Origin of the sequence: Blautia sp. MCC270, assembly GCF_018785605.1 — a bacterium.
In the GTDB taxonomy this organism is placed as follows: Bacteria; Bacillota; Clostridia; order Lachnospirales; family Lachnospiraceae; genus Blautia_A; species Blautia_A fusiformis.
Genome location: NZ_WQQD01000002.1, coordinates 21572 through 36808 on the forward strand (window position 1 = coordinate 21572; position 15237 = coordinate 36808).

Sequence of the window (15237 nt, forward strand, 5' to 3'; positions counted from 1 at the left end):
GACAAGAAAGAAGGAAAAAACATTGAAAAACCAGACCAATGCTGCCCAGGCCGAAAACCCTCTGGGAACCGCCCCTGTAGGCAGCCTGATCACCAAATTCGCCATTCCCGCCATCATCAGCATGCTAGTCAGCGCTCTGTACAATATCGTTGACCAGATCTTTATCGGACAGGGCGTAGGAATGCTTGGAAATGCCGCCACAAATATCGCATTTCCCGTAACCATTATCTCTACTGCTGCTGCATTGCTCCTGGGAATCGGCAGCGCCTCCAATTACAACCTGGAAATGGGCGCAGGAAACGAAAAAAAAGCCAGCTCCATTGCAGGAACCGGACTCTCCGCGCTGATAATCTCCGGTACAATACTCTCTGTCATTGTCCTTCTGTTCCTGAAGCCACTTCTTCATTTTTTCGGCGGAACACCGGACGTCATGCCCTATGCCATTGATTACATAGGGATCACCGCCATTGGGCTTCCCTTTTATGTTTTAAGCACAGGCGGCAACCACCTGATCCGAGCAGACAGGAGTCCTACCTATTCCATGGCCTGCATCCTGGCCGGTGCCGCCATCAACACCATCCTGGACCCGCTTTTCATCTTTGGATTCGGCTGGGGCATCAAAGGTGCAGCCTGGGCAACCGTGATCGGCCAGATCGTATCCGGACTTCTGATCATCTTTTATTTTTCCAGACTCCGGAAAATGTACCTGGACCACTCCATGCTGATTCCTAAGGCACGCAATCTGTCTGCCATTTTTTCTCTGGGAATGGCATCCTGTATCAATCAGGTTGCCATTGCTGCAGTGCAGATCGTCATGAACAATACACTTCGCCATTACGGAGCACTCTCCGCCTACGGGAGTGATATTCCAATCGCCTGTGCAGGGATCATTTCCAAAGTCAATCAGGTATTTATGGCCATCTGCATCGGAATCTCCCAGGGCTCCCAGCCCATCTTGGGATTTAACTACGGTGCCGAAAAATACAGCCGTGTACGCCAGACATACCGCTATTCCGTAACCTTATGTACTGTGATTGCAACCATATTTTTTATCTGCTTCCAGTTCTTCCCGCATCAGATTGTAGGCATCTTCGGAAACGGCAGCGACCTGTACTTTCATTTTGCAGAAAAATATCTCCGCATCTTCATGCTGATGACCTTTGCCAACGGGATCCAGCCTATGTCCGCCTGCTTTTTTACCTCCATTGGAAAAGCCAGGCTTGGTGTGATCATGTCCCTCACAAGGCAGGTGCTCTTCCTGCTGCCTCTGATCGTCATCTTCCCGGTCTTCTTCGGAATCGATGGCGTCATGTACGCAGGACCAATTGCAGATACCTCTGCATTTGTGCTGGCCGTTGTTTTTGCCAGACGTGAGCTTGGAGTCATGAAAGCTGCAGAACAAAACGCCTGACATAAAAAATGCCATGTAATTTACTGCCCATCGGCAATATATTACATGGCATTTCTCACATTCTCAGATATTTATCTGAAACCACCAATTTCTGATCTTTTCTTCATCCTCCGGCAGCTGCTTATGATCAGTCACCCTTCAGTACAACACGGATCTTCTTATAAATTACAAATACGATCAGAGATGTCAGTGCATATTTAAAGATATTAAACGGAGCAATGATCAGCAGTGCAAAGGTAAGCAGTCCGTTTACAGAGCTGTGTACTGCGCTTCCCATCTGGATAAAGGTCTCGATTGGCATTCCAAACGCCTTACCGTAAGCCGGAAGCAGTACAAAAGCATTGACAAAGCATGCAAGGATCGCTGTCAGGACTGTTCCTGCTGCCATACCTGCAACTGCATGTACTCTGCTCTTTTTATGGCGGAAACGATAGATCAGACCGGCCGGTACCACATAGGCACATCCAAACAGGAAATTGGCAACATCACCAACACCGGCAGTCATGGTTCCCTTAGTCACAAGATGTACGAGAATCTTCACAAGCTCGATCAGGATACCTGCCACAGGTCCCATAGCGAAGGTTCCTACCATAACCGGTACCTCGGAAAAATCAAGCTGATAAAAGGACGGTGCAAGAAACGGGATCGGAAACTCAAGATTCATTAATACTCCTGCCACAGCACCAAGCATGGCTACCTGCGCGATGGTCCTTGTTCTGCTTCTTTCCACGGCATTTCCTCTCTGTAATATCTGTTCACTCATAACTCTCTCTCCTTCTTCAGAAATATTCAAAGAAAATTTCCACAAGAAATCTTTATGCGAAAAAAATTTCTATTTCTTCACATAAAAAGCCCCGGGAGCTTCTTCCCGGGGCACTGAGCACGTTCTTTAAATACTGCGCGTTCTTCTCTCATCCAGACTTTACTGTCGGTTCCGGAATTTCACCAGATCAGCCGCCAAAGCGGGTCGCGGACTATACCGCCGGTAGGGAATCACACCCTGCCCCGAAGAAATTTTCTTTTTTATGAGTTCATTATAACGCGCTCTTTTTATAATTACAAGGCTTAATTCTGTCACAGAAGCATTCTGCTCCATTTATATAAATCTAAGATCCACTCCTTTATGATCAAACCCAGATTTTCTTTACCGTACTCCAGCTACTGTAAAGAACCTTTTTTCCGACTCTTTTATATGACCGGATGCGGACATAATAGGTCTTTTTGTTTTTCAGTCCTGATATCTTATATCTGGTCGCAGACTGTTTTCCAACTATGACCGTTTTTCTTTCTTTTGTAAATCTGCTGTCTGCTGCATACTGGATCTGATAGCCGGTTGCCTGTATATTTTTTTTCCAGCTTGCGGTAAAGGATCTGTTTGCTTTTTTCAGTCCTGTCAGCAGAGTTTTTGGAGGCAGGATCTTAAAGGTAAGCGTTTTGTTGATACGACTGTATTTTCCGGTCCCTCTGACCTGCACAGTTCCAATTCCGGAATTTTTATTATTTTTGTAATACAGCTTATAAGCACTCGCACCGATCTTCTTTCCATTTACAGTTACGGTTACTGATGGCCGGATGGTTTTTCCCGTACAAGTGTAAGAGGTTCTGTTTAGCTTAACATTGCTGACAAACCTTTCTGTCTTTTTTATGATCTTGAAATGAATGGTTGCGGTACCTTTATAATAACCGGTACCATAAATGGTTACCGTTGCCACACCCGGATACTGATTATCCTCGTAGTACATATAATAATCTTCGCCGGCTTTCAATCCGGGAATTACGATGGCAGGTGTGAGTTCTTTTCCTGTATATATCTGATCAGCTATTGGATCCGCAGCCGGTAGTTTTCCGTAAATAGTAAAATATAATGTTTCCGATCCTTTATAATTGCCGATTCCCGTGAGCTCTGCACGAGCTTCACCAGGCTTTTCATTATTAACATAGGTTACCGTATAATCTTTTCCCTGTACCAGTCCGTCAATTACCACTTCCGGTTCCACTTTTTTTCCTTTAAAGGTGGTTTCCAGGTATGTTTCATTATTTTCCGCAAAATAGCACACATACATTCCATTTTCATCTGGCGTAATCTTGAAACTCCGCTCTACTGTACCGCAGAAAATATCTTTTCCCGTGATCTTTACAGTCGCAGTTCCTGCATTGATGTTATTTTCATAAGTTACTTCATAATCGGAGCCCTGCTCAAGTTCCGGTGCGGATTCACTGGATTCTATTTCAGGTTCATGGCTTTTTCCATTATATTCATATTCTGGAGTGATCTGTTCAAACCATTCATTCTGAAGCGGTATCCGGTTGTCTGCTGACAGCTCCACAAACATGTAGCCACGGTCCTCTGCGTATTTCTGAAGTGTAGAATCCTTTTTTCCCGCGATCAGTGCTGAATCCCTGAACGCATCATCCGCCCAGATAGTATCTGTGCTCAGTACTCTTATCCTGCACTCGGAAGACAGACGAAGTCCATTTTTCCCAACTGATTTTACAGATGCGGGAATTATAATATCACGGATCCCTGAACTGCTCTGGAATGCATATTCACCGATTTCTTCCAAGCCTTCGTTTAGGACAGCTTTCGTAAGCGACGAACAGTTTCCGAATGCACCTTCTCCAAGGCTTCTGACACTTCCCGGGACTGTTATGGAAGAAACATTTACACAGTAATAAAAAGCATAGTCTCCCACGCTTACAGTTCCATCCGGAATCTGGTAATCTCCGGAACGTCCGGACGGAAACACGATCAGTTTTGTGCCATCCTTGCTGAATACCACTCCGTCTTTTTCAGAAAAATACGGATTTTCCGGATCTACTTTAATTTCTGTCAGACTAGACTCGGACAAGCCCTCCACAAAAGCAGCCAGCCCTATAAATGACACATTTGGGGGAATCGTAACAGATTTCAATTTCTCACAGTTGTAAAAAGCATTCTTTTCGATGGTTGTAAGCGAATCCGGCAAAGTAACAGACTCTATATCAGAAGCCTGGGTGCAATACTGGAAGGTACTGTTTCCAAGAACCGTTACTTTTCTTCCGTCAATAGTATCCGGAACTACGATATTTGTATCTGTCCCTTCATACTGATACAGCCTGAGTGTTCCATCATTCAGGATCTCATAAGAATAGTCATAGTCCATTTTGGACAATTCATAATGTCTGGGGGCATTTCCCGTATATCCGCAGTCAACCAGATATCTTTCGCCGTCAATGATGACTACGGAGTTCCTGTGACCGCTTCCCGCCCCCGGATCATTTGCCGCATACCTTGCATACACGGTCAGTCCCAGTTTTTCGCACATATAGTTCACTGCGCTGGTATTGGCCCAGCAGTCTCCGCCGCCATCCAGCATCAGGCCTGTATAGCCGGAATGATACTGACTGTAATTAAAGTTGTTGGCAAGCCATCTGGCGATCGTCTCAACCTTTTTATAATCAGACATTTCCGCAGTAATATTTTCTTTGAGGAATGTATCCATTTTTTGTTCTGCGTAATACTCCGCATAATCTTTGAGTATGAATTTATAATAAACGGTACTGTTTCCATCCTGTACAGAGATCAGGGTCTCTCCAAACATGTATTCCCACTGGCTCTTTACGTCATTTCCGTTTTTGTCTACATAGGTTACATACTGCATTTTAGGAGTAACAAGACCGGTTTCGCTGACTTTCGCAGTATAACCGGAAACAACCGTATATACCGGATTTTTGCCGGATGTCTGGATCTGATAAGATGTCTGCATGGTATCCGGCATGGAGATCACACTGCTATAGGTATCATTCATCGCATACAGATATATTTCTGTGCTCTCTACATCTGTTTCTTTTTCGGAAGTGCCTGCTGCCGGAATATCATCTGTGAATATATCTTCCTGCTGCTCCTGGTTTTCTCCGTCACCAAAAATTTCTTCCGGTGCCGCAGCCTCCTCTGTTCCTTCTGCTTTTCTGATGAACGCCGAAGGTTCTTCCAGAGTTGATTCTCCTTCAGAATCCTGTTGTATTTCCTCACTCTCTGAGCTTTCAGCTTCATCCGTTTCCGTTCCGATATCTGATCCCGGAAACTCTTCTTCTGTAATCTGATCTGTGCTCACGGTAGTATCTTCTTCCGTGATCTGATCTGTGTTTACGGTATTTTCTGATTCCTCAGAATTCCCATCATCTGTAAAAGTATCAATGGCGTCTGTCATATCCGTCTGTGCGTCTGTAAAATCTTCGGCCGCCACCGGTCCGCATGGAACAACAGACATACATAATGACAGACCAAATGCTATCAATTTTTTCGGAAATTTCATTTCGTACCTTTCCTTCCTTTTTATGTAAACCGTTTATATGTAAGTTCTGTTTTTATTATAACGCGGCCCTGTCTTTTCGCAAGCTGCAATAATGTCCCCTACTCTGCAAAAAAACCGCTGTGATCTTCATTTTAGATCACAGCGGTTTATGTTTTATTATCGGAACATCAGACTTTCCACAATTTCAGCATTACTGTTCTTTCCATATCCGCATTCGATCAACCAGTTTTCTGGCTGGATACTGCCAACACCACGTTCTACTGTGATGCTGCATGCTCATATGCATTCTGTATTCTTACAGAATATCGATATGCTCTCCTGCAAGTGCCTTGTTCATGCTTCGTACTGCGCAGAATTTACCACACATGGAGCAGGTATCATCATGCTCCGGTTTGCGCTCGTTCCAGATACGTTTTGCTGTTTCCGGATCCATGGCGCATTCCCACTGTGCCTCCCAGTCAAGCTTTCTTCTGGCATCTGCCATCTTGTCATCGATCTCACGGGCACCGCGGACACCTTTGGCAATATCTGCTGCATGAGCTGCGATCTTAGATGCCATGATTCCCTGTTTTACATCCTCAAGATTCGGAAGTGCAAGGTGCTCGGCCGGTGTTACATAGCAGAGGAATGCTGCTCCGGACATAGCAGCTACTGCTCCGCCGATCGCGGATGTGATGTGGTCATATCCCGGTGCAACGTCAGTTACGATAGGTCCTAATACATAGAACGGTGCACCCTGACAGATGGACTGCTGTACTTTCATATTTGCCTCAACCTGATCAAGCGGCACATGTCCCGGTCCCTCAACCATAACCTGAACGTCCTTTTCCCATGCACGTTTGGTCAGCTCGCCAAGACGTACAAGCTCCTCGATCTGGCATACGTCTGTTGCATCAGCCAGACATCCCGGACGGCAGGCATCTCCAAGGGAGATGGTCACATCATACTCGCGGCAGATATCCAGGATCTCGTCGTAGTATTCATAGAACGGATTCTCCTCACCGGTCATGCACATCCATGCAAATACAAGAGATCCTCCTCTGGAAACGATATTCATTTTTCTCTTGTGATTACGGATCTGATCGATGGTCTTTCTTGTGATTCCACAGTGAAGAGTTACAAAGTCAACACCATCCTGTGCATGGAGTCTGACTACATCGATAAAATCTTTAGCTGTCAGCGTATCAAGATCTCTCTGATAGTGGATAACGGAATCATAAACCGGAACGGTTCCGATCATTGCCGGACACTCGGATGTCAGCTTGCGTCGGAACGGAATGGTATTTCCGTGGGAAGAAAGATCCATGATAGCATGGGCGCCCATGTTTACAGCTTCCATTACTTTCTGCATCTCTACATCGTAGTCCTTGCAGTCTCTGGATACACCAAGGTTTACATTGATCTTGGTGCGGAGCATGGAACCTACGCCCTCCGGATCGATACATTTGTGATTTTTATTTGCACAGATTGCCACCTTACCGGAGGCTACCAGCGGAAGCAGTTCCTCTGTTGTCATGCGTTCCTTCTTAGCTACGATCTCAAGCTCAGGTGTGATGATGCCTTTACGGGCTGCCTCCATCTGTGTACTGTAATTTCTCATGTAAAAAAAATCTCCTTCCATAAATTCTTTGTGTTTATACAACAAAAAACCGGCTGCTGCAACGCATACGCATCACGGCAACCGGCTCTTAATCTTACGTACTTAATGAAAATCTTCTGTACTTCTGATCTCTTCTGTACTCTCTGATCTTCTGTGTCTTTAAGAATCCTTCGTGCATATGTCCCTACGTTGGCATTATCCAAATCAGGTTATGGGTCAAGACATTTACAGTCTACTCTCAGCTCGCTTCAGCGGGCCCCCCTGTTTTCATATGTTGGGGACGTTTGTTCGTCCATGTGGTTATTATAGTATACCGGCTAAAATTTGTAAACCACAATTCTGCATTTTATGACTTTTTCTTTCGACATAATCTGCCATTTTATCTCTCAAACTCCCCGGGATCTTTCTTTACAGACATTCTTCCACAGCTTTGCTGTTCCCCGTCAGGAGGATATCCGCAATCCGCATTCACTGCTTATTGCTTTTCGCAATTACAGCAGTCGATTTCCCTGATCCGGTCAAGCTCTGCAAGGTTTTCTGCACCTGCACGGCGGATCCCCGCAAAAATGGAGCCCGCAATATTGTGCCATACACTGAAGATCGCGCCCGGAAGTGTTGCAAGCGGATTGGCTGCAAAATTAGCTGCTGCCAGTGAGACAGCAAGGCCACTGTTCTGCATGCCTACCTCTATAGCTATAGCAGTTGTTCTGGAATACTCCATATGGAAGATTTTTGCAGCCAGAAATCCCAGCATCATACCGCAGAAATTGTGGATCGCCACTACTCCAAGCACCAGAACTCCACAGCTTACGATCTTCTCTGCATTTACAGCCACAATTCCTCCGATGATCATAACAATAGCTACAACCGACACCAGCGGCATAACATCGGATACCTTATCCACATGCTCTCCCGCAAGGCTCCGAAGAAAAACTCCCAGGAGAACCGGGATCAGAATTACCTTTACCACAGAAAGCACCATGGCCCAGAAGGATACTTCCACCCAGGCTCCTGCCAGAACATATACAAGAAACGGTGTCATCAACGGTGCTGCCAGTGTGGAAACTATGGTCATTCCCACAGAAAGCGCCACATCGCCACCTGCGATATAGGTGATCACATTGCTGGCTGTTCCGCCCGGACAGCATCCCACCAGGATCACTCCCAGTGCCAGATCTGCCGGAAGATTCATCACTTTACACAGAAGCCAGGCGATCACCGGCATAATGGTATACTGAGCCACTGCACCAATCACCACTTCTTTGGGTCTGGAAAAAATTGCCCGGAAGTCATCCAGCTTTATGGTCAGGCCCATACCAAACATGATCACTCCCAGAAATACAGACGTATAATTCGTCATCCAGGAAAATCCGTCACGCCAGAAAAAAGCCAGGCAGGAAAAAGCGATGATAATGATCCCGATATATCTGGATGCAAGGCTGCTGATAATTCCGATTTTCTTTAAAACTTTTCCCATACATTATACCTCGTAGCTGAAGTTGTCGATCAGTCTTGTTTTTCCGATGTAAACAGCCATTGCTACAAGAACGCTGCGGTCAGCTTTTTCCACCGGCTGCATGGTAAGTGCATCTACCATGGATACATAATCAATCTTTGCCAGAGGCTCTGCTTCGATCACTGCTCGCATTTTTCCGAGAAGCTCTTCTGCCGGGATTCCTGCGTGAATGGCTTCCTGTCCGGCTTTTACTGCCTTTGACAGGCAAAGAGCTGCTTTTCTCTCTTCAGGGCTTAAGTAGGTATTTCTGGAGGATTTTGCAAGTCCGTCCTCCTCACGGATGATCGGACAGCCTACGATCTCAATATCGAAGTTCAGATCACTCACCATCTTGCGGATGATGGCCAGCTGCTGTGCGTCTTTCTGTCCGAAATATGCTCTGTCCGGTGCCACAATATGGAACAGTTTGGTCACAACGGTACACACACCTTTGAAATGGATCGGACGTGTTTTTCCGCAAAGTGTCTCTGACAGAGTATCTATACTTACAAATGCGTGGGGATCATGATACATCTCGGAAGGCTCCGGGCAGAAGATCAAGTCTGCTCCCAGGCTTTCGCAGAGTTTGCTGTCACGCTCAAAGTCTCTCGGGTAGGCTTCCAGGTCCTCGGTAGGACCGAACTGTGTAGGATTGACGAAATCGGATACCACTACGATATCATTCTGCTCTCTGCATTTTTTGATCAGGCTTGCGTGTCCCTCATGGAGAAATCCCATGGTTGGCACAAGGCCTACTGTTTTTCCTTTTTTTTTCCACGCTTTGATCTGTTTTCTTGTTTCTTCTACTGTTTTTGTTACCTGCATTGTGCTCTCCTCTTTTCCGGTTCCGGAACCGGTTTTCTTAATAGATTTGAGATAGCCTCTTTTCTGAATTCACCTTCGTCTTATTATCTTCCTGATCTGCGTCAGGCCATATCCTTCAGCAGTCCGTGTTTCTCATAATTGGTCACTCTGCTGATCCTGTTCTCTTCATCTACAAATACAACTGCAGGCTTGTGAGTACGGGCTTCTTCCTGCTCGTACTGTGCGTAAGCCATAATGATGATCTTGTCACCGGTGCTTACACATCTTGCTGCTGCTCCGTTCAGGCAGATCATACCGCTTCCGCGTTCTCCGCAAATGGTGTATGTCTCGAAACGGCTGCCGTTGTTCACATCTACGATCTGAACCTTCTCATATTCCAGTATCCCGGCAGCTTCCAGCAGTTCCTCATCCACAGTGATACTTCCTACATAATCCAGTTCCGCCTGGACAACGGTTGCTCTGTGGATCTTTCCTTTTAACATCTCTATTGTCATCTTATATAAGTCCTTTCCTGCAGGGAATAATTTTCAAGTGGATAAAAGCATCCGCTTCTGTATTTAATAAAAAAGCGTCTCGGGGTACACTTCGACCCTGAAACGCTTCTGATTGATTCCCTGTATATTGAGTCCTGTTTTTTATACACGAAAAGCATGCTCTTCAACAGTTGCTCAAAATTCCCATAACTGTTGTAACGCCTTCGTTATCATCGATACAGGCTCGTATCTTTTATAATTTTCATATATCCGTCCGTTCCCGATCCCGGGTTCCGGTGGCTATTTTTATATAAGATTCCAGTGATTTCAGCCAGAGTATAGTTTTGAGTCCAAATACTATCTCTGTGGGGTATTATTGCACCCCGACACTGGTTTGTCAATAATTTTCATATTCTCTATTATCGTGAATGGCAGTAATAATCCCAAAACCAGTTACTTTCACCAAAAAGCCCTCCCACACAGCAATTTCTCTGCCATGTGAAAGGACTTTAGCTTTCTTCCTTTATGCATATTATTTATGGATATGCACATCCAGCTGATTATAAGGAATCTCAATTCCATAATAATCAAAATCTTCCTTGATCCTCTGGTTCAATCTCCATCTGGCTGCCCAGTAGCGGTCGGTATCTACCCAGACACGAAAGCCCATGATCACAGAGCTTTCTGCCAGCTCGTCTACGAATACCACCATCTCTTCGTCTTCTCTTGTATCCGGATCCTCGGTGAGGATATCTTCCAGGATATCCTTGGCCTTCTGGATATCTGCATTGTAAGAGATCCCCACTTTGATCTCCAGCCTTCGCTGATCCCTTGCTGTTACGTTGGTGATGGTCACATTGGAAAGAGTACCGTTCGGGATCACGATGTGCTTGTTATCAATGGATAACAGCGTTGTATAACAGATCTCGACCTTGGCTACCGTTCCCTCGCTTCCGTCCTGTCCGTTAACGATGATGTAATCCCCTACCTGGAAAGGCTTGAACAGAAGAAGCATCATACCTCCTGCCAGGTTGGCAAGTCCGCCCTGGAGTGCAAGACCCATAGTAACACCTGCAGTTCCGAGAAGTGCTGCCAGAGATGATTCCTTTACTCCAAAGCTTGTGGATATATTAAAGATCAGGAGTATGTAAAGTACGATCTTGACCAGTGAGGACATAAACTGTGCCACTCCTGTATCCAGCCTGGATTTTGTCAGTGATTTCCTCACAAACTTTACGATCCATTTAATTACCGTGCTTCCTACCCAGAAAGCAACAATAGCCAGAACAACCTTGATTCCGAATTTCGTGATGTCCGGCAGATAATTTTCAAACATCTGCCTGTACTGGCTTACCTGATTTCCGACCTCCTGCACGGTCTGTACAGTACTATCCAAATATAATCCCTCCTGTCTGATCGATCATTCGATATACATATGCGGATCGATCTATGAGCTTCAAAGCTTATTTCTGATATAAGCATTTCCTATAATCCGCATCTGGTAATATAATAATACAGCAGTGGTTTTTCCCTGTAAACCTGATTTCTCCGGTTCTATAAAGTATAGGGTATAAACCACTGCTGTATTTCTGTTATAGCTTTATTGTATATCGGTCCGGTAATCCGCCGCAGAATGCTGCAGAATATACTTGCCTGCTTCTCTTTACTCAGTTTTTCTCTTTATTTACTGATTCCCTTCATGGAAAGGCTGATACGTTTTTTCTTCATATCAACACCAAGAACACGGACATCCACGATATCTCCCACACTGACTGCTTCCAGCGGATGTTTGATGAATTTCTCGCTCATCTCGGAAATATGGACCAAGCCATCCTGATGCACACCGATATCCACAAAAGCACCGAAGTCAATAACATTGCGGACAGTTCCCTTGAGGACCATGCCTTCTTTCAGGTCCTTCATATCCAGGACATCGGTACGGAGGATCGGTTTCGGCATCTCGTCACGTGGATCTCTGGCAGGTTTTTCCAGTTCCTTTACGATATCACGTAAGGTTGGCTCTCCGATCTCCAGCTCCTTTGCCAGTTTTCCGTAATCGCGGATCTGCCCAGAAATACCGGTAAGCTTACGCTCTGCCACATCTTCCGGTGTGTAGCCCAGCTTTTCCAGGAGTTTTTTTGCTGCGTCATAGCTTTCCGGATGGACACTGGTTGCGTCCAGAGGATTTTTGCCTCCTGTGATCCGTGTGAAACCTGCACACTGCTCAAAGGCTTTCGGACCAAGCTTGGCAACCTTAAGAAGCTCTCTTCTTGTCTGGAAACGGCCGTTTTCCTCACGGTAGGCTACGATATTCTTTGCGATGGCCTTGCTGATTCCGGAAATATACTCCAGAAGGGATGCAGACGCAGTATTCAGATCCACTCCGACCTTGTTTACACAATCTTCCACAACGCCGTTAAGGGCTTCTCCCAGCTTTTTCTGGTTCATATCATGCTGATACTGACCGACACCGATGGATTTCGGATCGATCTTTACAAGCTCTGCAAGCGGATCCTGTACACGTCTTGCGATGGATGCGGCGCTTCTCTGTCCAACATCGAAATTCGGGAATTCTTCCGTAGCAAGCTTGCTTGCGGAATATACAGAAGCACCTGCCTCGTTGGTGATAACATACTGGACCTTTTCAGGGATTTCCTTAAGAAGCTCCACGATGATCTGCTCGGATTCTCTGGATGCCGTTCCGTTTCCTACAGAGATCAGTGTCACATGATATTTGCTGATAAGCTTTTTCAGGGTTTCCTTTGCGGCACGGATCTTGGTCTCATTGGTTGGTGCTGTGGGATAAATAACTGTGGTATCCAGAACCTTTCCGGTAGGATCTACCACTGCCAGCTTGCATCCGGTACGGAAGGCAGGGTCCCAGCCAAGAACTACCTGTCCTGCAATTGGAGGCTGCATGAGAAGCTGCTCCAGATTTTTGCCAAAGACATGGATGGCACCGTCCTCTGCTGCCTCTGTAAGGGCGCTTCGGATCTCACGCTCAATAGCCGGTCCGATGAGACGTTTATAGCTGTCCTCAATGGCTTCTTTCAGAACAGGTACAGTGTATGGATTATCGCGGACGATCACCTGTTTTTCAAGATAACGGATGATCTCTTCCTCAGGTGCAAGGATCTTCACAGTAAGGAATTTCTCTTTCTCACCACGGTTCAGAGCAAGGACACGATGACCTGCAAGCTTTTTCACCGGCTCCTCAAAGTCATAATACATCTCGTATACAGACTGCTCCTTCTCATCTCTTGCGGTAGAACATATAGTTCCCTTATCCATTGTTCTCTTACGGATACTGATACGATAATCTGCTTCATCAGAAATGTGTTCTGCAATGATATCTCTGGCACCGCTGATGGCCTCTTCCACAGTTTTGACTTCTTTTTCCTCAGAAAGAAATGCTTTTGCCTCTTCTTCAAGAGGTTTCTTCGTCATCTGGAGAAGGATGATGTCGGCCAGAGGTCCCAGACCTTTTTCCCTGGCGATGATGGCACGTGTACGGCGCTTCGGGCGGTACGGACGGTAAAGATCCTCTACCACAACGAGTGTCTGCGCTGCCTCGATCTGTTTCTTCAGCTCCGGAGTCAGCTTGCCCTGCTCCTCGATGCTGCCCAGAACCTGAGCCTTTTTATCCTCAAGATTTCTTAAATAAGTAAGTCTCTCATTAAGATTACGAAGCTGTTCATCGTTCAGTGTACCGGTTGCTTCCTTACGGTATCTGGAAATAAAAGGAATGGTGCAGCCTTCATCGATCAGCTTAACCGCTGCCTCGACCTGCCATTTCTCAACGTTCAATTCTCTGGTAATTACCTGAATAATATCCATTTTTATCTTTCTCCCGTTGTTTCAAATTTGCCTGAGGCTGCTTTTTCCTCTTTACACAGCTTCTGACATTTATCAAAGATCAATCTGTGCGATCACGTCCTTCAGAGCATTGGCGCTTGCATGAAGCTTCTCTGTCTCCTCCTCGGTCAGCGGAACACGAACGATACGTTTTACACCTTCCGGTCCGATAGAAGCCATGGTACTAAGACATACGTCTTCAACACCGTACTCTCCGTGAAGCATGGTTGATACACTGACTATTGTATCAGATGCTGCAAGAAGAAGCGAGCAAAGTCTGCAAACAGATACGGCTACCGCATAAAATGTAGCACCCTTCTTGGCGATCACTGTTGATCCTGAAGTATGAACATACTCCAGAACCTCTTCTCTGTCAAGTGGCTGCAGATCTTTCTGATCCTCATGAACGATCTTGTCAAATTCATCAAGGGTCGCACCTGCAACAAAGGCTCTGGACCACGGTACAAAGGAAGTATCTCCATGCTCTCCGAATACATAGGCGTGGATGTTTTTCTCAGATACGCCGTAATACTGAGAAAGTCTGCAGCGGAGACGGGCCGTATCCAGGGCGGTTCCGGAACCAAGGATCTGATTTTCCGGCAGTCCGGAAAGCTTTGCAAATGCATAAGTCATAACATCACATGGATTACTTACGATAATATAAAGCGCTTTGGGAGCCACCTTTACGATCTCCGGAGTAATACTCTTCATAATGTTGACGTTGGTCTGTGTCAGCTCGATGCGAGTCTGTCCCGGTTTTCTGGCAATACCGGAAGTGATGATCACAATGTCAGAATCTGCAGCATCCGGGTAATCTCCTGCCACGATGGAGATCGGCTCACGGAAACTGGTTCCCTGCTCAATATCCATAACCTCACCTTCAGCCTTATCTTTGTTAATATCGATCAGAACGATCTCTGATGCAATACTCCTCTGTGATAAGGTATAAGCGATAGTTGCTCCTACACTTCCTGCTCCGATGATCGTAATTTTACTGCTCATATTTGTTCTCCTTTCAGCGTTGTTTGTCATTTTAATAACAACTTTAATTACACACATTCAAACATAACATAAAACATTGCCCTGTGCAATAAAAATTTTATTGTATTTCTCAGGTTAATCCCCGCTAATTTGCATTTCAAATTATTTAAACTGCTTATATTTTCTGATATTTTTCCTATTATTCTGTATACATTCCTGTTATTTTTTTATCGATTTATAGAAGCAATTTCAGAAACCTAGCAAAAAACCTCTGAACTTCAAAAAAATCAAGAAGTCCAGAG

General features: G+C 45.5%; 10 protein-coding genes and 1 riboswitch. Of the genes, 1 reads left to right on the forward strand and 9 read right to left on the reverse strand.

Translation table 11 applies throughout. The features are described from left to right. Positions 1 to 22 precede the first annotated feature (22 nt). Positions 23 to 1411 (forward strand): MATE family efflux transporter, encoded by a 1389-nt coding sequence (locus tag GPK58_RS00400; RefSeq protein ID WP_252195734.1) that lies wholly within the window; start codon positions 23 to 25, stop codon positions 1409 to 1411. Between the two features lie 127 nt (positions 1412 to 1538). Here GPK58_RS00400 and GPK58_RS00405 read toward each other — a convergent pair whose 3' ends face one another. The 9 genes from GPK58_RS00405 to GPK58_RS00445 form a co-directional block, all read right to left on the reverse strand. Continuing rightward, positions 1539 to 2174, reverse strand: a complete 636-nt coding sequence (locus GPK58_RS00405; RefSeq protein ID WP_022426189.1) for an ECF transporter S component — start codon at positions 2172 to 2174, stop codon at positions 1539 to 1541. A 136-nt stretch (positions 2175 to 2310) separates the two neighbouring features. Next, positions 2311 to 2428, reverse strand: a riboswitch (FMN riboswitch). 110 nt (positions 2429 to 2538) lie between these two features. Next, the gene (locus GPK58_RS00410; RefSeq protein WP_215638024.1) at positions 2539 to 5706 is read right to left on the reverse strand and encodes a fibronectin type III domain-containing protein; all 3168 of its coding nucleotides are present in this window, start codon (positions 5704 to 5706) and stop codon (positions 2539 to 2541) included. Between the two features lie 295 nt (positions 5707 to 6001). Then, positions 6002 to 7306 (reverse strand): phosphomethylpyrimidine synthase ThiC, encoded by a 1305-nt coding sequence (gene thiC / locus GPK58_RS00415; RefSeq protein ID WP_022426187.1) that lies wholly within the window; start codon positions 7304 to 7306, stop codon positions 6002 to 6004. Between the two features lie 475 nt (positions 7307 to 7781). After that, complete coding sequence (locus GPK58_RS00420; protein WP_022426186.1) at positions 7782 to 8783, reverse strand: bile acid:sodium symporter family protein; 1002 nt, start codon at positions 8781 to 8783, stop codon at positions 7782 to 7784. A 3-nt stretch (positions 8784 to 8786) separates the two neighbouring features. Continuing rightward, complete coding sequence (gene panC / locus GPK58_RS00425) at positions 8787 to 9626, reverse strand: pantoate--beta-alanine ligase (protein ID WP_059086701.1); 840 nt, start codon at positions 9624 to 9626, stop codon at positions 8787 to 8789. A 101-nt stretch (positions 9627 to 9727) separates the two neighbouring features. Next, positions 9728 to 10120 carry an aspartate 1-decarboxylase gene (panD, locus tag GPK58_RS00430; RefSeq protein WP_015526224.1) on the reverse strand — a complete coding sequence of 131 codons (393 nt, stop codon included), beginning with the start codon at positions 10118 to 10120 and terminating at the stop codon, positions 9728 to 9730. Between the two features lie 511 nt (positions 10121 to 10631). Then, on the reverse strand, positions 10632 to 11495 hold the full coding sequence (locus tag GPK58_RS00435) for a mechanosensitive ion channel family protein (protein WP_330604151.1): 864 nt from the start codon (positions 11493 to 11495) through the stop codon (positions 10632 to 10634). Positions 11496 to 11779: 284 nt separating this feature from the next. Next, the gene (locus tag GPK58_RS00440; RefSeq protein WP_215638025.1) at positions 11780 to 13936 is read right to left on the reverse strand and encodes a Tex family protein; all 2157 of its coding nucleotides are present in this window, start codon (positions 13934 to 13936) and stop codon (positions 11780 to 11782) included. A gap of 72 nt (positions 13937 to 14008) precedes the next feature. Further along, complete coding sequence (locus GPK58_RS00445; RefSeq protein WP_022426183.1) at positions 14009 to 14956, reverse strand: L-lactate dehydrogenase; 948 nt, start codon at positions 14954 to 14956, stop codon at positions 14009 to 14011. Between the last annotated feature and the right edge of the window lie 281 nt (positions 14957 to 15237).